13 protein-coding genes are annotated in these 24,612 nt (G+C 71.9%); 10 read left to right on the top strand and 3 right to left on the bottom strand.

Annotated features, from left to right (window positions below; translation table 11 throughout):
* Positions 1-30: 30 nt before the first annotated feature.
* Positions 31-639 carry a TetR/AcrR family transcriptional regulator gene (locus K4G22_RS26810; protein ID WP_228083024.1) on the top strand — a complete coding sequence of 203 codons (609 nt, stop codon included), beginning with the start codon at positions 31-33 and terminating at the stop codon, positions 637-639.
* An 11-nt stretch (positions 640-650) separates the two neighbouring features.
* On the opposite strand, the gene K4G22_RS26805 is transcribed toward K4G22_RS26810, so the two are convergent.
* The gene (locus K4G22_RS26805) at positions 651-1,565 is read right to left on the bottom strand and encodes a LysR family transcriptional regulator (RefSeq protein ID WP_228083023.1); all 915 of its coding nucleotides are present in this window, start codon (positions 1,563-1,565) and stop codon (positions 651-653) included.
* Positions 1,566-2,196: 631 nt separating this feature from the next.
* On the opposite strand from K4G22_RS26805, the gene ssuE reads away from it, so the two are divergent.
* From ssuE to K4G22_RS26765, 8 genes are all read left to right on the top strand, one after another.
* Positions 2,197-2,766 carry an NADPH-dependent FMN reductase gene (ssuE, locus tag K4G22_RS26800; RefSeq protein ID WP_228083022.1) on the top strand — a complete coding sequence of 190 codons (570 nt, stop codon included), beginning with the start codon at positions 2,197-2,199 and terminating at the stop codon, positions 2,764-2,766.
* Positions 2,763-3,950 carry an SfnB family sulfur acquisition oxidoreductase gene (locus tag K4G22_RS26795; RefSeq protein WP_228083021.1) on the top strand — a complete coding sequence of 396 codons (1,188 nt, stop codon included), beginning with the start codon at positions 2,763-2,765 and terminating at the stop codon, positions 3,948-3,950. Before ssuE ends, K4G22_RS26795 begins: the two co-directional genes overlap by 4 nt.
* 69 nt (positions 3,951-4,019) lie before the next feature.
* Entirely contained in the window at positions 4,020-5,177 is a 1,158-nt protein-coding gene (locus K4G22_RS26790; protein ID WP_228083020.1) for an LLM class flavin-dependent oxidoreductase, read from the top strand.
* Positions 5,174-6,811 carry an ABC transporter substrate-binding protein gene (locus K4G22_RS26785; protein WP_228083019.1) on the top strand — a complete coding sequence of 546 codons (1,638 nt, stop codon included), beginning with the start codon at positions 5,174-5,176 and terminating at the stop codon, positions 6,809-6,811. Before K4G22_RS26790 ends, K4G22_RS26785 begins: the two co-directional genes overlap by 4 nt.
* Positions 6,808-7,830 carry an ABC transporter permease gene (locus tag K4G22_RS26780; RefSeq protein ID WP_228083018.1) on the top strand — a complete coding sequence of 341 codons (1,023 nt, stop codon included), beginning with the start codon at positions 6,808-6,810 and terminating at the stop codon, positions 7,828-7,830. Before K4G22_RS26785 ends, K4G22_RS26780 begins: the two co-directional genes overlap by 4 nt.
* The gene (locus K4G22_RS26775; RefSeq protein ID WP_228083017.1) at positions 7,827-8,702 is read left to right on the top strand and encodes an ABC transporter permease; all 876 of its coding nucleotides are present in this window, start codon (positions 7,827-7,829) and stop codon (positions 8,700-8,702) included. The genes K4G22_RS26780 and K4G22_RS26775 overlap by 4 nt, the downstream gene beginning before the upstream one ends.
* Positions 8,699-10,393 (top strand): dipeptide ABC transporter ATP-binding protein, encoded by a 1,695-nt coding sequence (locus K4G22_RS26770; RefSeq protein WP_228083016.1) that lies wholly within the window; start codon positions 8,699-8,701, stop codon positions 10,391-10,393. Before K4G22_RS26775 ends, K4G22_RS26770 begins: the two co-directional genes overlap by 4 nt.
* Positions 10,390-11,811, top strand: coding sequence for an LLM class flavin-dependent oxidoreductase (locus tag K4G22_RS26765; RefSeq protein ID WP_228083015.1), 1,422 nt, complete (start codon positions 10,390-10,392; stop codon positions 11,809-11,811). The genes K4G22_RS26770 and K4G22_RS26765 overlap by 4 nt, the downstream gene beginning before the upstream one ends.
* Positions 11,812-11,824: 13 nt before the next feature.
* Here the strand turns inward: K4G22_RS26765 and K4G22_RS31865 are convergent, their stop codons facing one another.
* Together K4G22_RS31865 and K4G22_RS26755 are read right to left on the bottom strand one after the other, a co-directional pair.
* Positions 11,825-12,418 (bottom strand): maltose acetyltransferase domain-containing protein, encoded by a 594-nt coding sequence (locus K4G22_RS31865; RefSeq protein WP_228083014.1) that lies wholly within the window; start codon positions 12,416-12,418, stop codon positions 11,825-11,827.
* Positions 12,419-12,678: 260 nt separating this feature from the next.
* Positions 12,679-14,541, bottom strand: a complete 1,863-nt coding sequence (locus K4G22_RS26755; protein WP_425336757.1) for a glycosyl hydrolase family 28-related protein — start codon at positions 14,539-14,541, stop codon at positions 12,679-12,681.
* A 689-nt stretch (positions 14,542-15,230) separates the two neighbouring features.
* On the opposite strand from K4G22_RS26755, the gene K4G22_RS26750 reads away from it, so the two are divergent.
* Positions 15,231-24,560 carry a non-ribosomal peptide synthetase/type I polyketide synthase gene (locus tag K4G22_RS26750; protein WP_228083013.1) on the top strand — a complete coding sequence of 3,110 codons (9,330 nt, stop codon included), beginning with the start codon at positions 15,231-15,233 and terminating at the stop codon, positions 24,558-24,560.
* Positions 24,561-24,612: the final 52 nt, after the last annotated feature.

The following is a 24,612-nucleotide window of genomic DNA, read 5'->3' as shown; positions in this document are numbered from 1 at the left end:
CCGATCGGGACAGAAAGGTAGGGTGAGGGGGTGGAAGAGACGGGAAGGGCGCCGATCGGACGGCCGCGCGGGTTCGACACCGGCCAGGCCCTGGAGCGCGCGATGCTCACCTTCTGGGAGCACGGCTACGACGGCGTCAGCCTCACCGACCTGACCCGCGCCATGGGGATCACCAAGACGAGCATGTACGCGGCCTTCGGCAACAAGGAGGACCTCTTCCGGAAGACCCTGGAGCGCTACGCCGACAGCCGATCCGCCTACGGTGAGCGGGTTCGGGAGCAGCCCACCGCGCGGGAGGTGGCCGCCGCCTACCTCACCGCCTCCGTCGAGGGCACCACCCGGGACGACTGCCCCGCCGGATGCCTCGGCGTCCAGGCGTCCCTCGCCGCCAACCACCTCGGGCAGCGGGCCGCCGACGCGCTCGACGCCTGGCGCGACCGCAACCGCGCGAGCTTCCGCGACCGCTTCCGGCGCGCCGTCGAGGAAGGCGACCTGCCCGCCGACGCCGACCCGGACGTCCTCGCCCACTACCTCCTGGCCATGGCGGACGGCATCGCGGTCCAGGCCGCCGCCGGCGCCACCCGCGAGGAACTGCGCCGTATCGCCGACGCCGCCCTCCGCAACTGGCCGACCGGCTGACCCCGCCCAGGTCAGGACGCCCGCTTCGCGCGGACCTCCTCGGCCCGCCCGACCAGGAGGGCGTGCAGGTCGCGAGCCGCTCGGGGCACCAGCCCTGGCTGGCGCCGCTGGAGGACCAGCAGGACTTCGGGGGTGTCGGCGGCCAGGGGACGCCAGGTGATGGCGCCATGGCGTTCCAGCGGGTCGCCGCGCACGCTGAAGTCGGGGAGCACCGTGGCGCCCAGGCCCTCGGCCACCATCAGCTTGCCCATCTCGGCGCCGTCCGTCGAGTAGGAGAAGGAGGGCGAGCGACCGTCGAGCAGGCGGTGGACATAGCGGTGCATCACATAGCCGGCCCGCATCACGATCAGCGGCTCGGTGAGCAGGTCGGCCGCGCCGACGCGGTCGAGGCGGGCCAGCGCGCTGTCCGGGCGGACACAGACCACCGGGCGGCCCCGAAGGAGCTCGACCGTCTCGAAGGACGGCGGCGCGTCGTCGCCCGTCAGCTGGTTGACAAGGCCGAGATCGAAGCCACCCTCCAGCAACCCCCGGTGGATATCGTCCTGTTGGGCACCGACCACCTCGACCTGGGTGGTGGGGTGGCGGGCGCGGAACTCCTGGACGGTGGGGATCAGCAGCGGCACCGTCGCCGTGTTGACCGTGCCGAGGCGGACCATTCCCCCGGCGCGTTGCTCGTCCCCTGCGGCGCGGCGCAGTCGGTCGACCGCCTCGATCACCTCGATGATGTGGGGGAGCAGCTCCCGGCCCTCGTCACTGATGGTGGCGCCCGAGCGCTTACGCTCCAACAGGTCGAGGCCCAGCTCCCGTTCGAGGTTGCGCACGCTCTCGCTCAGCGCGGGTTGGGAGAGGTGCAGTTCCTCAGCCGCCCGGCGGAGCGAACCCAGGCGGGTGACTGCCGCGATGTACTCAAGCTGTTCGGTCCGCACCCAGGAAGAATGCCCGGCAAAGGCGTTCGGTGCAAGGGTTCCCCTATCACGCCCTCGTGGATGCCGTCTCGCTTTTCCCAAGCCCCAGCGGGTAATCTCGTAAGCGCGGCCACGACATTTGCCAAGTGCCGCGCCAGGTCCGGGATGTGAGACACATCAGGACTTCTCTTGACCGGCTGTGACATCTCCTGGTTGGATCGGTGAAATGAAGCGACAGGACCTCACGCGGCGACGCCACGTCGACCTCGCTCGCGTCTCCAGCTCCGCCTGTTGCTGTTAGTCACCGCCGGATCCACCGCCGTCGAGGCCACCACGCCCCGGCCTGTCACTCCCGGTGACCTCGCTCTCCCCAACCGAACGCGCCCAGCGGATGCGACCGTCAAACACTGAACGGTAAAGGCATTTCGCCCGGTTTCCCTCGGGATATTCGATCTCGCGCCACTCCCCCTGTTTCGGCATTCCCGAAAAGCCGGCGGAGAACTCTGTCACGCGCGTAACCTCCCTCCCCGATTTCCCCTCTTCTCCCATGGGTCGACCACGCCGGCACCCGGTTTTCCCGCGGCGGCCTTTCTACTCGCCGTACCGTCCGCCGCTCTCCCCCACCCCGCTCACCGGACCCGAAAGGACCGTCATGTCAACGGTGTTGTCCGTCTCCGGAAGCCCCTCACCGACCTCACGCACCGGACGCCTGCTGCGTCATCTGGACGCGCGGCTCATCGCCCAGGGACACCGGGTGATACCCCTGGATGTCCGGACCATCCCCGCCGAGGCGCTGCTGCACGCGGACTTCCGGCATCCGGCGATCGTCAAGGCCACCGAGCTGTTCGCGCAGGCGGACGGCGTGGTGGTCGGCACCCCCGTCTACAAGGCTGCCTACTCGGGGCTGCTCAAGACCCTGCTGGACCTGCTGCCGCAGTACGCGCTCACGGAGAAGACGGTGCTGCCGCTGGCCACCGGCGGCACCACGGCGCATGTGCTGGCCATCGACTACGCCCTGCGGCCTGTGCTCAGCTCGATGGGCGCGACGCATATCCTGCCGGGCTGGTTCACCCTGGACAAGGACATCACGGTCGCCGAGGACGGCACGCTGACCGTCGCCGAGCCGTCGGCCGAGGCGCTGGCCCAGGTGGTCGACGCGTTCTCCACCGCGCTCGACCTGCGGGCCGCCGCCACCCCCACGGTGCTGGCGGCGGCCGGATGAGCGCCGCCCGGGTGATCGGGGACGACGCCGAGGCGCTGGCCGTCGCCGCCGAGCTGGCCGCCGAGTTCCGCCAGGGAGCGGCCCGGCGGGACGCCGAACGCGAGCTGCCCCGGGCCGAGTTGGCGCGTCTCTCGGCCTCGGGCCTGCTGGCCGTGACCGTGCCGGCGAAGCACGGTGGGGCGGATGTCCGTCAGGAGACCCTCGCCGAGGTCGTCCGGCTGCTGGCCGCCGCGGACGCCAGCCTGGCGCAGATCCCGCAGAGCCACTTCGTCTACCTCAATGTGCTGCGGGCGCAGGGCACCGAGGCTCAGCGGGCGTTCTTCTTCGGCGAGGTGCTGGCCGGCCGGCGGCTCGGCAACGCCCAGTCGGAGGCGGGCACCAGGCATGTTCAGGACATCCGCACCCGGCTGGTGGAACAGCCGGACGGAGCCTGGGAGTTGACCGGACTCAAGCACTACGCCACCGGTGCGCTCTTCGCCGACTGGATCCCCGTGCTGGCCAGGGGCGCGGGCGACGCGCTCCATGTGGCGTATGTGCCGCGCGACGCCCCGGGGCTGACCGTGGTGGACGACTGGGACGGTCTCGGCCAGCGCACCACGGCCAGCGGCAGCGTCCGGCTGGACGGGGTGCGGGTGCCGGCGGATCGGATCGTGCCGCACCATCTGACCTTCACCGGGCCGCAACTGCACGGCGCGGTGGCCCAGTTGCTCCATGCCGCCATCGACGCCGGGATCGCCGCCGGGGCGCTGGCCGAGGCGGTTGAGTTCGTCCGCACCAAGAGCCGGCCGTGGTTCGAGAGCGGCTTCGAGGCGGCGAGCGACGATCCGCTGTTGATCCAGCGTTTCGGCGAGCTGGCCATCGAGGTGCGCGCCGCCGAGGCGCTGCTGGTGGAGGCGGCGCGCGCGGTGGACCTGGCCCGCGGTGGCCTCACCGACGAGACGGCCGCGGCGGCTTCGCTCGCGGTGGCCGCGGCGAAGGTGGTCACCGGGAGGGCGGCCGTCGAGCTGGGCAGCGCGCTCTTCGAAGTCGCCGGGACGCGCTCGGCGTTGGCGAGCCTCAACCTGCACCGGCACTGGCGGGACGCCCGCACCCACACGCTGCACGATCCGGCGCGCTGGAAGGTGCAGCACCTCGGCCGTCACCTGCTCAACGGCACCCCGCCGCCCCGCCACGGCCTGCTCTAGGCCCGCACCGGCCCCGCGCTGGGCCCCAGCGGCCACCGACCGTGCACGCACTCCGAGGAGTAACCCCCCATGAGTCTGACCTTTCACTGGTTCCTGCCCACCAACGGCGACAGCCGCCATGTGGTCGGCGGCGGCCATGGCACGCCGGCCACCAGCGCCGGTGGCGACCGGCCTCCGACGGTCGGCTATCTGACGCAGATCGCCCGCGCCGCCGAACAGGTGGGCTTTGTGGCGGCGTTGACGCCGACCGGCGCCTGGTGCGAGGACGCCTGGCTGACCACGGCGATGATCAGCCAGCACACCGAGCATCTGAAGTTCCTGGTCGCCTTCCGGCCCGGTTTCGTCTCGCCGACGCTGGCCGCCCAGATGGCGTCCACCTACCAGCGGCAGAGCGGCGGCCGGCTGCTGCTCAACGTGGTCACCGGCGGGGAGAGCCATGAGCAGCGGGCCTACGGCGACCGGCTGGACAAGGACGGCCGCTATGCGCGCACCGACGAGTTCCTGAGCATTGTCCGTGCCCTGTGGACGGGCGAGACCGTCGACCACCAGGGCGAGCATCTCCAGGTGGAGCAGGCCGTGCTGCACCGGCTCCCCGATCCGATCCCCGAGGTGTACTTCGGCGGCTCGTCCCAGGCCGCCGGCCCGGTGGCGGCACGGCACTCGGATGTCTATCTCACCTGGGGCGAACCGCCGGCCCAGGTCGCCGAGAAGATCGGCTGGATCCGCCGGCTCGCGGCGGCGGAGGGCCGCAGCGTGCGCTTCGGCATCCGGCTGCATGTGATCACCAGGGACACCTCGGCGAACGCCTGGGCCGAGGCCCAGCGGCTGCTCGCCGGCTTCGACACGGCAACCGTCCAGGCCGTGCAACAGGGCCTGGGGAAGAGCGAGTCGGAGGGGCAGAAGCGGATGCTGGCCCTGCACGGCGGCACCAGGGACAGCCTGGAGATCCACCCGGGGCTGTGGGCCGGCATCGGGCTGGTGCGCGGCGGCGCGGGGACGGCCCTGGTCGGCAGCCACGCGGAGGTCGCCGGGCTGATCAAGGAGTACCAGGCCGTCGGCATCCAGGAGTTCGTGCTCTCCGGCTACCCCCATCTGGAGGAGGCGTACTGGTTCGGCGAGGGCGTGCTGCCGCTGCTGGCCGCCGACGGGCTGTGGAGCCACCCCCGCGCCGCCGCACGGGCGACGCCCACCGTCACCCCGTTCACCTCCCCCGCAGCGGCGTCATGAGCGACCGTTCCACCGCCCGCCGAGGCGGGCTGCTGGCCGGCGCGCTGCTGCTGGTCGGCGCGCTCACCGCCTGCGGCGTCGACGCGGTGCCCACCGGTGAGGGCACCCCTCTCACCGGGGGCACCATCACCTACGGGCACGACCAGGAGCCGCCCTGCCTCTACGGCGGGTGGATCCAACAGGCCTATCTCTCGCGGCAGTTCCTCGACTCGCTGGTCTCCCAGGACGACGACGGGGAGATCGTGCCCTGGCTCGCGGACGCCTGGGAGGTCTCCGACGACCAGCTGACCTGGACGTTCACCCTGCGGGAAGGGGTGCGGTTCAGCGACGGCACCCCGCTGGACGCGCGGGCGGTCAGCCGGAACTTCGAGTTCTGGCTCGACGAGCAGGGCAACGGCACGGTCGGCGCCTATCTGGCGGACTACTACGAGACCAGCCGGGCCGTGGACCCCACCACCTTCGAGCTCTCCCTGTCCCGGCCCTACACGCCGCTGCTCTCCGCGCTCTCCCAGGCGTACTTCGGCATCCAGTCGCCCACCGCGCTGGCCAGGGGCCCGGAGGCCAACTGTGAACAGCCGGTCGGCAGCGGCCCGTTCGTCGTCGAGGAGTGGCGGCGCGGGGACGGCGTCACCTTCACCAGGAACCCGGACTACCAGTGGGGCCCGGCCAACGCCAGGCACCAGGGTCCGGCCCATGTGGAGCGGCTGGTCTGGAAGTTCCTGCACGATCCCGTGGCCCGCTACGGCTCGCTGACCAGCGGCGAGACCGATGTCATCTATGACGTGCCGACCCCCGAGTGGTCCCGTGCCCAGGAACTGTTCCAGGTCGAGCAGTACATCACCCCTGGACGTCCGGTCTCGCTGGCACTGAACACGGTGAAGGGCCCGTTCACCGACCTCCGGGTACGCCAGGCGTTCGCCCACGCCGGGGACCGCGAGGGGTCGGTGCGCAGCGCCTTCAACGGGGTGATCCCGTTCGAGGGCAACGGCTCCGTCAGCCAGTCGACGCCCGGCTACGACCCGGATGCGGCCGACGACTATCCGTACGATCCCGAACGCGCCAACGCCCTTCTCGACGAGGCCGGTTGGACCGAGTTCAACGACGACGGCTACCGCGTGAGGGACGGCGAGGAGCTGAGGATCACGCTGGTCTACGGCGCCGGCTACGTCTTCACCCCCGAAGGAGCCACCATGTTGCAGAACCTCCAGGCGCAGGTGAAGGAGGTGGGCTTCCATGTCACGCTGATCCCGGCGACCCAGGCCGAGATCCTCTCCGGCACCTATGCGGGCCCCGACGCCTATGACGCCTACCCCTCCTACTGGACCAGCCCCACCGCCGGCATCCTCTACATCACGTTCCGTCAGGACCTGCCGGAGAAGCCCAACAAGTCGAATTCGCAGTTCTACAACAACCCGGAGCTGGAGGAGCTGATCGTCCGGGCCAACTCGGCCGCTACCCGCGCGGAGGCGGACGAACTCTACGGCCGGGCACAGCGGTTGATCTCGGACGAGGCGGCGACGCTCGGCCTGTACACCCAGACCACCTCGCTGGCGGTGGCCCGCGACCTCAAGGACGTGTGGATCGAGGACTCGCAGGGCGAACCCGTCTTCCACGACGCCTACTTCGTCCGGTGAGCGCGATCCTGCGGCCCCCCGAGGCCGCCCCGGCCCCAGCCACCCCACCGGCGTCGAAGGCTCCTCCCCGCCCCACGGGGCGGCGGCTCGGCACGATCGCCACCACCGCGCTGTCCGCCCTGGGCGTGCTCTGGGCCGCGGCGACCGTCACCTTTCTCGCCCAGGTGCTGATGCCGGGCGACCGGGCCACCCTGCTGCTGAACCTCAGCACCGGGCAGACCGTGGAGCGCACCCCGGAGGAACTCGCCCCGATCAACGAGCGGTTCGGCTTCGACGAGCCGCTTCCCGCCCAGTACCTGGAGTATCTGCGCGGCCTGGCCGGCGGCGATCTGGGCACCTCCTACCAGCAGTTGAAGCCGGTGACCGAGGTGATCTCCGACCAGTTGGCGCCCACCCTGCTGCTGACCTGCGGCGCGCTGCTGGTGGCCTGGCTGCTGGCGCTCGGCCTGATCCTGCTGACGGCACGCCGGGGACGGGCGCGTTCCGCGCTCGGCTCGGGCTTCGAGGCGCTGGCGGCGAGCCTGCCGCACTACTGGCTGGGGGTGATCCTGCTGGTGGTCTTCGCGGTGGAGCTGCGCTGGTTCCCCGTGGTCGGCGGCTCGGGGCCGGCGGCGCTGGCGCTGCCGGTGCTGACCCTGGCGGTCCCGCTGGCCGGCTTCCTCGGCCAGGTGACACGTGACGAGTTCGAACGGACGTTGGACCAACCGTTCGTCGTCTCGGCGCGTGCCCGGGGCGTCGGTGATCTGGCGGTGCGCGTGCGGCATGTGCTGCGGCACTCGGTGCTGCCGGCGCTCACCCTCTCCGGTTGGGCCCTGGGCGCGCTGTTCTCCGGGGCGGTCCTGGTCGAGCGGGTGTTCTCCCGGCCGGGCCTCGGCCAGGTGCTGCTCAACGCGGTCAACGCCCGGGATGTGCCGGTGGTGGCCGGGGTGGTGATGGTGGTCGCCCTGGTCTATGTGGTGGCCAATCTGCTGGTCGACCTCGCCTACACCCTGATCGACCCGAGGATCGGTGAACGATGAGCACGACGCTCCGTTCCGGGACGGCGGCGAGCACGGCGAGCCCTTCGGCCGCCTGGGCGCGGCTGCGGGCGATCGGCCCGGTGAACGCGCTCTGCCTGGCCGTGGTGCTGTTCTTCGCCGTGGCGGCGCTCTGGCCGAGCCTGCTGGCGCCCGGTGATCCGCTGGCCGTCGACATCCACCGGGCCGCCCAACCACCCTCGTGGGACCACGTTCTGGGCACCGACCAGTCGGGACGTGACCTCTATACCCGGATCGTGCACGGTGCCCGTCCCTCGCTGCTGATCGGTCTCGGTGCCACGACGCTCGCCCTGTCGCTGGCGGTGCTGCTCGGCCTGCTCTCCGGGCTCGGCGGCAGGCTGGTGGATCTGGTGGTCGGCCGGCTGCTCGAAGTGGCCTTCGCCTTCCCCGTGTTGCTGCTGGCCCTGCTGCTGGTCGCGGTGCGCGGCCCGTCGGTGACCACGCTGGTGATCGCGGTGGGCGTCGGCTCGGCACCCGGCTATGCCCGGATGGTGCGCGGCCAGGTCCTGGCGGTGCGAGGCCAGCCCTATGTGGAGGCGGCGCACGCGCTGGGCCACCGGCCGACGCGGGTGGTCGTCCGGCACGTGTTGCCCAACGCGCTCCGTCCACTGTTGGCGATGTTCACCCTGGGCGTCGGCCAGTCCATCGTCTGGGCCTCCGGCCTCGCGTTCCTCGGCCTCGGCGTGGCGCCGCCGTCGCCCGAGTGGGGCGCGCTGCTGGAGGGCGGGCGGCTCTATGTGACCACCTCCTGGTGGATCGAGGTGATGCCGGGGCTGGCCATCGTTTCGGTGGCGCTCGCGGTGACCACGCTCGGCCGGGCGGTTCGTAGGCGACTCGAAGGAGCACAGGCGTGACCAGCACAGCGACCCGGGCGGCCGACCACCCCCGGGAGAGCGCCGGGACCCCGCTGATCAGGGTCGACAATCTGCGGATCGGCTTCGACCACGCCGGCACGGTGACCCCGGTGGTCGGGGGTGTCTCCTTCGAGATACGTCCGGGCCGCTGCCTGGCGATCGTCGGCGAGTCCGGATCGGGCAAGAGCGTGACGGCCCGCACCCTGGTGGGGCTGGCCGGCCCGGGGGCGGTGGTGGAAGCGGACCGGCTGGAGTGGCGGGGCCGGGATCTGCGCGGCCTCTCGGAACGGCGGTGGCGGGCGATCCGGGGCCGGGAGATCGGCTTCGTCCTCCAGGACGCGCTCGTCTCTCTGGACCAACTCCGCACGGTGGGCGCCGAGGTGGCCGAGCCGCTGCGCGCCCACCGGCGCGGCGACCGGCGCTCCCGGCGGGCCAGGGTGCTCGACGTGCTGGCCGAGGTGGGCGTGCCGGAGCCCGAACTGCGCGCCGCGCAACGCCCCTACGAGCTGTCCGGGGGCTTGCGACAACGGGCCCTGATCGCCTCGGCGTTGGCCCTGGACCCCGATCTGGTGATCGCCGACGAGCCCACCACCGCGCTCGATGTCACCGTGCAGGCACAGGTGTTGGACGTGCTGGCGGACACGTTGGCGCGCGGCAGGGCGCTGGTGCTGATCAGCCACGATCTGGCGGTGGTGGCCCGCCTCGCCGACGAGATCGCGGTGCTCAGGGACGGCGAGATCGTCGAGCAGGGCCCCGCCCACGAGGTGCTGCGTTCCCCACGACACCCCTACACCCAGGCGTTGTTGGACGCGATCCCGACCGCCCGCACCCGGGGCACCCGGCTCTCCCCCGAGCCCCGGCGGGCCCGGGGCCCGGCGGCGGCGAGACGCCCCCCGGGCGATGGGCCGCGGCTGACCGGACCGCTGCTGACCGCCACCGATCTGGTGAAGCGGTATCGGGGCCCGGACGGCCGGGTGCGGACGGCGGTGGACCGGGTCTCCTTCGAACTGCGCCCCGGCGAGACCCTCGGCATCGTCGGCGAGTCCGGTTCGGGGAAGACCACCACGGCCCGGATGGCGCTGGCGCTGCTGGCGCCCGACGAGGGCCGGGTGCTGCTGGACGGCGCGCCCTGGACGGAGACCGGCGCGGCGCGCCGCCGTCCGCTGCGGCACCGCGTCGGCCTGGTGGCACAGGATCCGCTCAGCTCGTTCGACCCCCGCTGGACCGTCGCCCAGGTGCTGGCCGACGCGGTGGCCACCGACCCGAACCCGGTGGACGATGTCCGCGCCCGGAGCGTGGAGTTGCTGGAGCAGGTGGGGCTCGAAGAACACCACCTGGCGGCCCGCCCGCTGCGGCTCTCCGGGGGCCAACGTCAACGGGTCGCGATCGCCAGGGCGTTGGCCCCGCGCCCCGAGCTGCTGGTCTGTGACGAGCCGGTGTCGGCGCTCGATGTCTCCGTGCAGGCACGGGTGTTGGACCTGTTCGCCGACCTCAAGTCCGAGTTGGGCGTCGCCTGTCTCTTCATCTCGCACGATCTGGGCGTGATCCACCACGTCAGTGACCGGGTGCTGGTGATGAAGGACGGCCGGGTGGTCGAGGAGGGCCCGGTGGACGAGGTCCTCGCCGCGCCCCGGGCGCCCTACACCCGACAACTCCTGGCCGCTCTACCCCGATGGGAGCCCGTGGCATGACCGATCCGACGCCCCGAGGTGGCGAGCCCAGGCAGATCGCGTTCAACCTGTTCGAGATGAACTGCGTCGGCCATATCTCCCACGGGCTGTGGACCCACCCGGAGAACAACCGGCACCGGTTCAACGAGCTGGACTTCTGGGTGGAGGAGGCGAAGCTGCTGGAGGAGGGGCTCTTCGACGCGGTCTTCCTGGCCGATGTGATCGGCGCCTACGACGGCTACCGCGACGGGCCCGAGACCGCGCTCCGTGAGTCCGTGCAGATACCCAGCAACGACCCCCTGTTGGTGATCCCGGCGATGGCCGCGGCCACCCGGCACCTGGGGTTCGCCGCGACGTTCTCCACCACCTACGAGCCCCCGTTCGCCTTCGCCCGGCGGGCCAGCACCCTGGACCATCTGACGGGAGGACGCTTCGGCTGGAACGTGGTGACCTCCTATCTGCCCAACGCGGCACGGAACTTCGGCCTGCCGGACGAGGTGGAGCACGCCACCCGCTACCAGATCGCCGACGAGTACCTCGATGTCCTCTACAAGCTGTGGGAGGGCTCCTGGGACGAGGACGCCGTGCTCCAGGACCGGGAGCGGCATGTCTACACCGACCCCGCGCGGGTGCGGCCGATCAACCACGAGGGGCGCTGGTTCCGGGTGGCGGGGCCGCATCTGTCGCAGCCGTCGCCGCAGCGCACCCCGGTGCTCTTCCAGGCGGGCAGCTCGGCCCCTGGCCGGGCGTTCGCGGGGAAGCACGCGGAGGCGATCTTCGTCGCCGGCCGTGACTTCGCCACGGTGCGGGCCAATGTCGCCGACGTCCGCCGGCGGGCGGCCGAGCACGGGCGGGCGCCGGCGGACGTCAAGGCGTTCGCCATGGCGGTGGTGATCGTGGGCCGCACCCGTGAGGAGGCGCGGCGCAAGGCCGAGGAGTACGAGCGGCTCTCCCGGGCCGAGGGCTATCTGGCGCACGCGGGCGGCGGCGGGGTCGATCTCGCCGCCTACCCGCCCGAGACGCTGATGTCCGATGTGCTGGCGGCGGAGCGGGCGGCCGGCCGGGACCGCGCCCCGCGCACCCGTTTCCACGGGATGAGCGGCACGGTCGCGGACGCGCTGCGCGAGGTGACCCGCTTCGACCGGCCGCCGTTCTTCGCCATCGGAACGCCGTCCGAGGTGGCCGACGCGATCGAGCTGTGGGTGCGGGAGACGGATCTGGACGGCTTCAACCTGCGGCAGTTCCTCACCCCCGGCACCGCCGAGGACTTCGTCGAACTGGTGGTGCCCGAGCTCCAGAGCCGTGGCCTGTACCGGACCAAGTACGAGGAGGACACCCTGCGCGAGCGGCTCTTCGGCCCCGGCCGCACCCGGCTGCCCGCCAGCCACCCAGGGGCCCGCTACCGGGGCGGCGCCGGGTTGCCGCCGGCGTTCGGCTGACCGACGCCGGCGGTCAGCCCTCGGGACGCCAGTCCACCGGGCGGTCGCGGTGGTAGTAGTGCTGGTCCCGCTCGGTGATCGGCCGCAGCACCCGGCAGGGGTTGCCCACCGCGACGACTCGCTCGGGGACGTCCCGGGTGACCACGCTGCCGGCGCCGATCACCGAGCCGTCGCCGATCGTGACCCCGGGCAGCAGCACCACGTTGGAGCCGATCCACACGTCGTGCCCGATCCGCACGGGGAACGAGAACTGGGTGCCGCCGACGCGCAGCCCGGGGTCCACGGGGTGGCCGGTGGTGGTCACCGTCACATTGGGGCCGATCATCACCCGGTCACCGATGTACACCTCGACGTCATCGACGAGCGTCAGGTTGAAGTTGGCGTAGAAGTTCTTGCCGATATGGACACGGGAGCCATAGGCCATCCGCAGCGGTGGCTCGATCCAGCCGCCTTCGCCGAACGCGCCGAGCAGCTCGCCGAGGAGGCGCGCCCGCTCCTCGGTCGCGCTGGGCCGGGTGTGGTTGAAGTCGTACAGCAGCTCCTGGCAGCGCCCCCGCTCCTCGTCGAGCCCCTCTCCGACATCGATGTAGAGGCGGCCGGCGCGCATTCGGGCCCTAATTGAATCCTGCTCGTTGTTGTTGGAATTTGGTGCACTCATGGGGTGAAAGCCTACGGGGACGCCGGCAGCGGGCGCCGCCTGCCCCGGCTCCCCGTGGCTCGGGTGCCCGGCGTCCGACCCGGCGGAGTTCCGGCCCGGAACGTGGTGGCCCCACACCCCGGTATCGCGCGGGGTGTGGGGCCGGTCCTGAACGAGAGCCCTGGCGTGGAACGTTCAGGAGTCCTGTCGGGCGGGGTTCGCCGGATCGGTCACCACACCGGGTCCGGCCAGACGCCCGTACACGCGGGCGGGTCCGCGTACCAGCCGGAGTTGCCCTCGCCCTGGATGATCTCGAAGCCGTCGCCGACGCAGTTGTGGATCGGGTTCTCCTGCGCGACGCCGGTGGCCACCACGTCGTTGAACGTCATGCTGCCGGGTGACTGGACCTGGAGGGCGTAGGTGCCGGTCCCGTCGATGGTGACACGGTCGAAGGTGACGCCCCTGCTGGCGCCCTCGATCAGGTGGATCGCGGCATAGGAGCTGTCCAGCACCTCCGTGTCGGCGATCAGGATGTCGGCGCCCTCGATCGGCTCGTTGAGGCCGGCGAACCAGATGGCGCCCACGCCGAACTGCCAGTTGTAGTCGTTGTTCCCGGTCCTGATCAGGGTGTTGCGCTCCGCCGTGATATGCCCGTCGACGGCCGTGCCGTTGCCGGAGGTCACCCCGGGATAGCGGTTGGCGATATGCAGCCCGCCGCCGTTGGTGATGGATTCGGCCAGAACATTGTCCGAGAGGGTGATGTCCCGGCCGCCATAGGTCACGATGTGATTGGCGAGAATCGGCAGGATCACCGTGTTGTGGGTGAACGCGTTGTTCTCGTTGGGGATGTTCTCCGCCCACATCGCCAGCGCGTCGTCCCCGGTGTTGCGGACGAACGTGTTCGTGACGGTGGAGTTGGTGACCCCCATATGGAAGTTCACTCCGTCGGCCGTCTGGTCCAGAATGCGGCTGTTCCGGATCTCGAAGTTGTCCATCGGCCCGGTCATCCAGGCGCCGCACTTGGTGTGCTGGAGCCAGACGTTGTCCACCACGGAGTCGGACATGGCGCCGCCGATCGCGTTCACCTGATCCTCGTCCACCCGCTCCTGGATATCGCCGATGATGGCGAAGTCCCGCAGGGTGACACCGCTGCTGCCACCCTCGTGCGCGTACTTTCCGTACACGCCCACGGCCTTGGTGCGGTCCACCGGGTCCCGTCCGGTGAGCACGCTGTACCAGGGACCGGCGCCGCGCAGGGTCACCTGGTCCACGATGACGTGGTCGCGCACCTGGAAGGTGCCCTCGGGCAGATAGACCTCCCGGCCCTCGGCGGTGCCCGCGTCGACGGCGGCCTGGATCAGGGCCGTCGCGTCCTCGGCTCCGGTCGGGTCGGCGCCGAAGTCCGCGACCACGTCGATGGCGCCCGACGGCTTGGCGATCGGGGGCGCCACCACCTCGAAGTCGGCCAGGTCGATGGTGAAGCTGGGCGAGTCCGCCACCGAGGAGACCTGGAGCCGCACCGTGCTGCCGGCCGGCAGCGTCTCGCCGAACATGGTGCGGGTCTCGTCGTAGAAGTGGTGCGGGTTGGTGTCGTCCGGGTTGTTGTTGAACGGGTAACCGCCGTAGTACCACCCGTACTTGGAGGTCACGGGGAGGCTCTGCGCCGCCCCGCCGTTCAGCAGCAGATCGATCTCGGCGTCCCGTCCGGTGCCCTCGGGGCTGTCCGGCAGGGAGTAGCGGAAGGTCATCGCGTTGGCCGGCTCGGTGAGCGTGAACTCCACATACTCGCCGACGGCGTCCAGGGTGACGGCCTGTCGCCCTGACGCCTCCGAGGGCAGCGTGCCATAGACGCGGTCGGGTCCGATCAACTCGCCGTCGTAGTCGGCGTTCTCTGCCTCCTGCTCGACGAACGGGACGGTGGCGCCCCGGCCCTGGACGTCGAAGGGGGAGGCCGCCGGCGCTGCCGCCGCCGTGGCGCCGGGCGCGCTCCCCACCGTGGCGACCGCCGCGCCGGCGGCGACCAACAGCAGGGACAGCGCTCCGGAGAGGCCACGAACACGCGGGCGGCGTCTGGAGGTTGGGGACGGGGACACGGGTGTCTCGGACGTGGGGTTCACAGCCGTCGGGTCCTTGCCTGTGGGGGAGGATCGCGGGTTGCCGCAGAGACTAGAAGCGATGCCGCAGAAAGTCCATGAGTCGACGCAAAATCCATAGCGGTTCGCGCAAAAACCGGATACTGACCCGGAGTCACCGCGCCACCCCCTCACCCGGGGGCGCCCCTCCCGGGCGCCGCGCGCCGGAGGCCACTCCCGTGGACCGTCACTCAGGGCCGCGCCCCTCATCGCCCATCCACGCCGGTGCCGAATTCCGCACCCCGGGCCTTCCCAGGACCCAACCCTAAAAACCGATCAACTCTTCGAACGTGAAAATCACAAATACGTTTCCTCTATCACCAATTCGAGGAGGGCGGGAGCAGGTGCCAGGAAACGGGCGCCGGCGCACCTCGCCGCCAACCGAGCACTTCAGAGCCGTTGCGAAGCGTTGAAACACCGCGAGATTCGCCTGCTCCACAGCGGAGTTGGGGTGACGGGGCAACACATAGCGACAACACACCGCCTTTACCATGAGCCCACATACGAAAATCGACTCACCACACGAGAAATGTCTTGTACGACTTTCCCGGTTCTGTTGGCGCGTTGCCTTCACTGCGTACGGCGATCACGGCAAGCGGTCCCCCCTCTCCCCTGCTGCCCCGTCCCAGCGTCATCACCCAAGGATCACCATGAAGGACACCTTCCCCGTCCCCGGAAACTCCGACAGCGGCTCCGACAAGAACCTCGACGAGAACCCCGACAGAAGCGCTGACAGATACGCCGTCATCGGCATCGGCTGCCGCTTCCCCGGCGGCGCCAACGACCACCGCTCGTACTGGCGCAACCTGCTCGCGGGACGGGACTGCCTCACCCCGACCCCGCGGAGTCGCTACGACGTCAGGACCCTGGGCAGCACGGACAAGGACAAGCCCGGACGGCTGGTCGGCGGGCGCGGCGGCTATATCGACGGCTTCGACGAGTTCGACCCGGCGTTCTTCGGCATCAGCCCCCGCGAGGCCGCCCAACTCGACCCGCAGCAGCGGAAGTTGCTCGAAGTCGCCTGGGAGGCCCTGGAGGACGCCGGGCAACGTCCCGGCAGCCTCGCCGGCACCGATGTGGGCGTCTTCGTCGGCGCGTTCACCCTGGACTACAAGATCCTCCAGTTCGCCGGTCTCGACTTCGAGACCCTGGCCGCGCACACGGCCACCGGCACCATGATGACGATGGTGTCCAACCGGATCTCGTACTGCTTCGACTTCCGGGGGCCCAGCGTCTCCCTCGACACCGCGTGCAGCTCCTCCCTGGTCGCCGTCCATCTGGCCTGCCAGAGCCTCGCCAGGGGCGAGACCCGGCTGGCGCTGGCCGGCGGCACCCTGCTGCACAGCGCGCCGCAATACACCATCGCCGAGACGAAGGGCGGGTTCCTCTCCCCCGCCGGGCTCTCCCGGCCGATGGACGCCGAGGCGGACGGCTATGTGCGGGCCGAGGGCGTCGCCCTGATCGCGGTCAAACGGCTGGCGGACGCGCTGGCCGACGGCGACCAGATCCACTCCGTGATCATCGGCAGCGGCGTCAACCAGGACGGCCACACCAGCGGTATCACCGTGCCGCGCGCCGACGCGCAGGTCCAGCTGATCCAGGAGGTCTGCGCCCGCGCCGGCATCACCCCTGGCGACCTCCAGTACGTCGAGGCGCACAGCACCTCGACGGCCGTCGGCGACCCGATCGAGGCCGAGGCGCTGGGCCGCGCCCTGTCCGTCGGCCGCGCCGAGGGCGACCCCGCCTATGTCGGCTCGGTCAAGGCCAACATCGGGCACACCGAGTCGACCGCCGGCATCGCCGGACTGATCAAGACGGCGCTGGCCCTCAAGCACGGCGTCATACCCCCGCAGATCAACCTGCGGACGGTCAACCCCAGGATCACCGCCGACGGACCGCCCTTCCGCATCCCGCTGGAGGCCACCCCCTGGCCCCCGCACCGGGGCCCGGCGCGAGCCGGCGTCAACGCCTTCGGCTTCGGCGGCACCAACGCCCATGTGCTGCTGGAGGAACCCCCGCCCGCGCCCCCGGTCGAGCCGGTCGCCGAACCGCCCCGCCACACCCTGCTGCCGCTGACCGCCCGCGCGGCCGAGGCGCTCCCCGAGCTGGCCGGCTCCCTCCAAGCGGAGCTGACGGCCAGTCAACTGACCGATGTCGCCCACACCTTGGCGCATCGCAGGGAGCATCTGGACCACCGGATGGCGGTGGCCTACTCCTCACCCGAGGAGCTGGACGAGGCACTGACCGCCGCTGCCGCCAGCGAGCCACACCCGCTGGTCGTCACGGGTCAGCGCCGGGAGGGGCTGCGCCGCCGGCTCGTCTGGGTGTTCACCGGAATGGGCCCGCAGTGGTGGGGCATGGGCCGCCGGCTCTACGCCGAGGAACCGGTCTACCGCGAGGTGATCGACCGCTGTGACCAGGAGTTCTCCCGGCTGGCCGACTGGTCGCTCCGGGACGAGCTGCTGGCCGACGAGGCGGACTCCCGGATGGCGGAGACCTGGCTGGCCCAGCCGGCGAACTTCGCGCTACAGATCGCGCTGGCCGCGCTCTGGCGCAGCCGGGGCGTGACCCCCGACGCGGTCGTCGGGCACAGCACGGGGGAGATCGCCGCCTTCTACGAGGCGGGCGTCTACACCCTGGCCGACGCGGTCACCGTGGCGCTGCACCGCAGCCGGCTCCAGCACCGACTGGTCGGCACCGGCGGGATGTTGGCGGTCGGCCTCACCGAGGCCGAGGCCGCGCGCCGGGTCCGCTCCCACGCCGGCCGGATCGATCTGGCCGCCGTCAACAGCCCGGGCGCGATCACCCTGGCCGGGGACGAGGCGGCGCTCGACGAGCTGGCCCAACAGCTCGCGGGCGAGCAGATCTTCGCCCGCCGGCTCGCCGTGACCGTGCCGTACCACAGCGCCGGCATGGGGCTGATCGAGGACGAGCTGCGCGACGCCCTGGCCGATATCAAGCCGCACCGCGCCCAACTGCCGCTCTATCTGACGGCGTTGCCCGGCGCGGTGGCGCGCGGCGAGGAGCTGGACGCCGACTACTGGTGGCACAACGTGCGGGACACCGTCTGGTTCCAGGCGGCCGTCGACCGCCTGGTCGACGACGGCTTCGAGCTGTTCCTTGAGATCGGCCCGCATCCGGTCCTCAGCCACTCGATCGGCGAATGCCTGGCGCGCCGCGAGGTGCCGGGGCTCGCGCTGCCGTCCATCCGCCGGCAGGAGGACGAGACCGAACGATTCACCCGGAGCCTGGGCGCGCTCTTCACGCTCGGGTTCGAGGTGGACTGGCACGGGCTGCAACCGGCGGGCCGCCAGGTGCCGTTGCCGCGCTACCCGTGGCGGCGGGACCGCTACTGGGCGGAGCCCGAGCAGTTCGCCCGGGTGCGACGCGGCGAGGTGGACCATCCGCTGCTCGGCCGCCGGCTCGCCGGCGCGGAGCCGACCTGGGAGGTCAGGCTCGACCCGGAGTCGACGCCCTATCTGCGGGACCACCGCATCCAGGGCAACGCGCTCTTCCCCGCCGCCGGCTATCTGGAGATGGCGGCCCAGGCGGTGCGGACGCTGAGCGGTGGCGCGCAGACGGCGCTGGCCGAGGTGGAGCTGCGCAAGGCGCTCTTCCTGCCGGAGGACCGACCACCGACCGTGCGGCTCTCGTTCGCCGCCGGATCGGCGGCCTTCGCCGTGACCACCGTCTCGGAGACCGAACCCTCCGTGCATGCGACCGGCACCGTGCGCACGGGTCAACCCAGGCCGCTCGCCGGCCCGTTGGACGCGGACGCGGTACGCGCACGGGCCACCGCGCACCGCACGGGTCCGGAGTGCTACGCGGCGCTGGCCGAGTTGGGCTACCACTACGGGCCGGCGTTCCAGGGCATCGAGGAGGTGTGGATCGGGCCGGACGAGGCCCTCGCGCGGGTGCGGCTGCCGGCCGCGGCGGGCGGTGGCGGCGCCGGGCACCAGATGCATCCCGTGCTGCTGGACTCCTGCTTCCAGACCCTGCTCACGCCCACCATCCTGGAGGAACGGCGCGAGGGCGCCGGCGTCCGACTGCCGCTGGCCATCGGCGAGGTGCGCCTCGCCCAGGTGGACGACCGGCCGGTCTGGGTACGGGCCACGGTCACGGAGCGGACGCCCGAGCGGCTGGTCGGCGAGCTGACGATCCACGGGGACGACGGGGCGCCGCTCGGCGCGGTCAGCGGCTTCCGCGCCGAGGACGTGGAACGGGCCGGCGGCACGGTCACCACCGCGACCGTCGACAGCTGGCTGTGCACCGCGGACTGGAGTGAACTGCCCACGCTCGCCGTGGAGTCGGCGGCGGTGCCGCGCCGGCTGCTGGTCTTCGCCGACGCGCCCGGCGGGGTGGGGGACGCGCTGGCCAAGCTGGTGGCGGAGCAGGGCGGCCACTGCGAGCTGGTGCGGCCTGGCGGGGCGTACCGGCGCGATCCGGTGACCGGGGAGTCGGTGCTGGCTCCCGGCTCGGCCGAGGAACTGGCGCGGCTCTTCGCCGAGACCGGCGGCGGCTTCGACGCCGTGCTGCATCTGTGGGACACCGAACCGCCCGCGTCCGACCCGGCGGGGCCGCTGCCGGCGGACGCGTCGGCCGGCGCCTACCGCCTGGTGGTGCTGGCCCGCCAGCTGCTGGCCGACGGTGGGAGCGGCCGGCTGCATCTGGTCACCCGGGGCACCCAGGCGGTGCTCGCCGGGGATCGGGTGACGCCGCTCGGAGCCCGCGCCTGGGGCCTGGGCCGGGTCCTGGGGCACCAGGAACTCACGGACTGGCGTGGCAAGTTGATCGACCTGGCGGCGCTGGCACCGGCCGAGCCCAGGGTGGAGGCCGAGGCGCTGCTCGCGGAGATCGCGAGCGCGGACGAGGACGAGGTGGCGCTGCGCGGCGGGCGCAGGTTCACCTGCCGGCTGCGGCCGGCCGAGGGGCTCACCCGGCCGTTGCCGCTGCGGCTGCGCGCGGACGGCTGCTATCTGGTGACGGGCGCCTTCGGCGCGCTGGGCCGGCTGCTGTGCCGGACGCTGGCGACGCGCGGGGCGCGGCGGCTTGTGCTGCTGGGCCGCACCCCGCTGCCGGCCCGCGCCGACTGGCGGGATCCGAGGCTCTCCCCGGACGCCGCCGAACGAGTGCGGTTCGTACGGGAGTTGGAGGCGCTGGGCGTCCAGGTGCTGGTGGCGGCCGTGGATGTCACCGACGAGGCGGCGGTGGCCGGCTGGCTGGCCGAGCACCGGGCACAGGCGCTGCCCCCGATCCGGGGCGTCTTCCATCTGGCGGGCCAGGTGCGCGACACCCTGGTCCCCGAGATGGACCGGGCGGCGTTCGACGCGGTGCACGACCCGAAGGTGCGCGGCGCCTGGGCGCTGCACCGGCGGCTGGCGGACGAGCCGCTGGAGCACTTCGTGCTCTTCGCCTCGGTGGCGGCCTGGCTGCCGACGGCGGGGCAGACCAACTACGCGGCGGGCAACGCCTTTCTGGACGCGTTGGCGCACCACCGCAGGGCGCTGGGGCTGCCCGCGCTGAGCGTGGACTGGGGCCCGTGGGCCACCGGCATGATCGAGGAGCTGGGGCTGGTCGACCACTACCGGCACAGCCGGGGCATGTCCTCCCTGTCGCCCGAGGCCGGGATGGCCGTGCTGGAGCGGATCATCGGGCAGGACGTCGCCCAGCTGCTGGTGGCGACGGTGGTGGACTGGCCCACCTTCCTGGCCTGGTATCCGACGCCGCCGAGGCTGGTCGAGGAGCTTGCCGCGGCCGGCGAGACGACGGGGCACGGCGAGTCGGGCAGCTTCCTGGACGCCTTCGGCGCGGCGGACGAGGCGGAGCGCGGGCGGCTGCTGACGGAGCGGTTCACCGCCGTGGTGGGCGCGGTGCTGCGCGTCCCAGCGGACCGGTTCGATCCGGAGCTGAGCCTGCAACTGCTGGGCCTGGACTCGTTGTTGGCGATGGAGCTGCGGGCCAGGCTGCATACCGAGCTGGGCGTGGCGCTGCCCGTGGTGGCGCTGCTTGGCGGCGCCAGCGCGCGGGAGCTGATGGAGCGGCTGGGCGACGCCCTGCTGGAGCGGCTCGCGGGCCGGGGCGCGGAGGTGGCCTCGGCGGCGGTGGAGGTGTACACCGACGAGAGCCGCTATCCGCTGACGCAGAACCAGAAGGCGCTCTGGTTCCTCAAGCAGCTCAACCCGGAGGGCTTCGCCTACAACATCGGCGGCGCCGTGGAGGTGCGGGCCGAGCTCGACCCGGCGCTGATGCTGGAGGCGTACCGCCGGCTGCTCGCCCGGCACCCGTCGCTGCGTGCCAACTTCGCGCTGCGGGACGGCGTTCCCGAGGCGCGGATCTCGCCGGAGGCGCGCGAGGACAGCGCGATCTTCGATGTCGCCGGGCAGCCGTGGGAGGCGATCTACCAGCTGATCATCCGGGAGTACCGCCGGCCCTACGACCTGGAGCGGGACCCGCTGGTGCGGCTGCGGCTGCTGCGCCGGGCCGACGACCGGTGGATCATCACCAAGGCGGTGCACCACATCGTCTCGGACGCGATCTCCACCTTCGTCTTCATCGAGGAGCTGCTGGCGGTCTACGAGGACCTGCGGCAGGGCGGCGCCGGCGAGCTGGAGCCGCTGACCACCCGCTATCTGGACTTCCTCAACTGGCAGAACGCGTTCCTCGCGGGTCCTGAGGCCGAGCGGATGTTCGCCTACTGGCGGGATCGGCTGCCCGCCGAGACGCCGGTGCTCGAACTGCCGACGGACCGGCCCCGTCCGCCGGTTCAGACCCACAACGGCGCCTCGGAGTTCTTCGTGCTGGACGCGGAGCTGAGCGCCCGCACCCACGCGCTGGCCACCGAGCACAACACCACCGTGTTCATGGTGCTGTTGGCGACCTACTACCTGTTGCTGCACCGCTACTCGGGCCAGGAACGGATCGTGGTGGGCAGCCCGGTGACCGGGCGCACCGAGGAGGAGTTCGCCTCGGTCTACGGCTACTTCGTCAACCCGCTGCCGCTGACCGCCGACCTGTCCGGGCAACCGACGGTCGCCGAACTGCTGGCGCAGGTCAGGGAGACGGTGCTGGGCGGGCTCGACCACCAGGAGTACCCGTTCACGCTGCTGGTGGAGCGTCTTGGCCTGCGCCATGACCCGAGCCGGTCCGCGGTGTTCCAGGCGATGTTCATCCTGCTGCACCACAAGGTGGCGACGGAGAGGTACGGCTACCGCCTGGAGTACATCGAACTCCCGGAGGAGGAAGGCCAGTTCGACCTCACGCTCTCCGCGTACGAGGAGGCGGCGGACGGCCGGTTCCACTGCGTGCTGAAGTACAACTCGGACCTGTTCGGGGCGGAGACGGTGCGCCGGATGGCGGACCACTACACCCAGCTCCTCGACGGCCTGACGCGGGCGCGGGGCGAGGCGTCCACGGCGCGGCTGCCGATGCTGGGCGCGGCCGAACGGCGGCGGCTGCTCACCGAGTTCAGCGGCGCCGGGCAGCGCGTGGACTGCGCGGAGCCGGTGCACCGGCTCTTCGAACGGGCCGTGGCCCAGGGCCCCGACCGGGTGGCGGTGGTGGCGCCGGCCGAGTCGGGCGCGGTGCGCCGGCTGACCTACCGGGAGTTGGAGGGGCGGGCCAATGTGGTGGCGCACCGGCTGCGGGAGCACGGGGTGGTGCGGGGCACGGTGGTCGCGCTCTGCCTGCCGAAGTCGCCCGAGCTGCTGGTGGCGCTGCTGGCGGTGCTCAAGGCGGGTGGCGCCTATCTGCCCCTCGACCCGGAGTACCCGGCGGAGCGGCTCGCCTATATGGCGCGGGCCGCCGGCGCCGCCCGGACCCTGGTCGGCGACGGTTCGACGCTCGAACTGCCCGGTGCCGTGGTGCCGTTGAGCACGTTGGAGGAGCCGGTGGCGCACGATCCCGGGCCGCCGGTCGGGGAGGGCGACGCGCCGGACTCCCCCGCCTATGTCATCTACACCTCGGGATCCACCGGGCGGCCCAAGGCGGTGGCGGTCAGCCACCGCAACCTGGCCTCGGCGTACGCGGGTTGGCGGGCCGAGTACCGGCTGGAGAGCGAGGTGTCGGTCCATCTCCAGATGGCGTCGCCGTCGTTCGACGTGTTCACCGGGGACACCGTGCGCGCGCTCTGCTCCGGCGGCCGGCTGGTGCTGGTCGGCCGCGAGCTGCTCTTCAACGCCGCCTCCCTCTACCGGACGATGCGTCAGGAACGGGTCGACTGCGCGGAGTTCGTCCCCGTGGTGGCTCGCGCCCTGCTGGCGCACTGCGAGGCCACCGGCGAACGGCTGGACTTCCTGCGGCTGTTGGTGGTGGGCTCCGACTCCTGGAAGGTCGGCGAGTACCGGCGGCTGCGTTCCCTCGCTGGCCCGGACACCCGGGTGGTCAACTCCTACGGGGTGACCGAGGCCGCCGTGGACAGCAGCTGGTTCGAGGGCGAGGCGGACGAGCTCGACCCCCATCGGATGGTGCCGATCGGCCGGCCGTTCCCCGGCAGCGAGCTCTATGTGCTGGACGGGCGCGGCGAGCCCGTACCGCCGGGCGTCACCGGCGAGTTGTGGATCGGCGGCACGGGCGTCGCCCTCGGCTATGTGGGCGATCCCGAGCTGACGGCCGAGCGGTTCGTCAGCGGCCTGCTGGGCGGCGACGAGCGGCTCTACCGCACCGGGGACCTGGCCTCGTTCGACGCCGAGGGCCGGGTGTGGCTGGTGGGCCGCGCCGACTCCCAGGTGAAGGTGCGCGGCCACCGGATCGAGCCGGGCGAGGTCGAGGCCCGCCTGCTGGCCGGCCCCGGCGTCGCACAGGCCGTGGTCGCTGTGCGTCCCGACGCCGCTGGCGAGCCGACGCTCTGCGGCTACTGGGTGCCGGCGCCGGAAGCCGGGAGCGGCCCGGAGAACGCCGCCGAGCTGCGGCGCTGGCTGGCCAGCGCGCTGCCCACCTTTATGATCCCCACCCATCTTCTGGCCCTGGAGCGGCTGCCGCTCACCCCCAACGGCAAGGTCGACACGGCCGCGCTGCCGGCCCCGAGGACCAGCGGCGACGAGGTCGAGTACGAGGCTCCCGTGACCCTCTACGAGGAGCGGATGGCCGAGCGCTGGCGGCAGTTGCTCGGCGTCGAACGCGTGGGTCTGCGCCATGACTTCTTCGCGGTCGGCGGCAGCTCGGTGCGGCTGATCGAGCTGATCCACCTGCTCCAAGGCGAGTTCCAGATCTCCATCCCGGTGAGCCAGCTGTTCAAGGTGACCACGCTGCACGGGATGGCCGGCGCGCTGGAGGCCATCGTCACCGGGCGGACCGGCGGGGCCAAGCCCTACCTCAGGTTCAACCTCGACCGCGAACCGGCGGTGTTCTGCTTCCCGCCGGCCGGCGGCCACGGCCTGGTCTACCGGCGGCTGGCCGGTGCGCTGCCGGAGTGGCAGCTGGTCGGGTTCAACTACCTGACCGGCGACGACAAGGTCGCCCGCTACGCCGATCTGGTGACCGAGCTGCGCCCGGAGGGACCGCTGGACCTGCTGGGCTACTCACTGGGCGGAAACCTCGCCTTCGAGGTGGCCAAGGTGCTTGAGGCGCGCGGACGTCGGGTGCGCCGCGTGGTGCTGGTGGACTCGCCGCGGGTCGCGGCACCCTACCCGCTCTCCGAGCAGGCGGTGGCCGCGTTCGAGGAGGAGCTGCACGACCATCTGCGGCGTCACACCGGGTCCAGGGGCGTCGCCGACGAGACCCGTCGACAGGCCCGCGACTACCTGGAGTTCGCCAGCCGCACGGCCAACGTGGGCACGGTGGCGGCGGTGCTCGGGGTGATCAGCGAGCAGGACAACGCCGCGCTCTACGCGGTGGAGGCGCCCGGCAGTTGGCACGGTTCCTCCACCACGCGGACGGTGGTGCTGCGCGGCGCCGGCCGCCATGCCGAGCTGCTGGACGCCGAACGCGTCGGTGACAACGCGGAGTTGGTACGGGGGCTGCTGACCGGCGAGGCACCCGCCTGAGTTCGGTGCGTGGGGGATGCGACAAGGAGGAGTGTGACCGACTCATGAAACC

It is taken from the genome of Streptomyces profundus, assembly GCF_020740535.1.
Taxonomy (GTDB): Bacteria; Actinomycetota; Actinomycetes; order Streptomycetales; family Streptomycetaceae; genus Streptomyces; species Streptomyces profundus.
The sequence above is the reverse complement of the archived record's forward strand: the minus strand, read 5'-3'. Positions and strand labels throughout refer to the sequence as shown.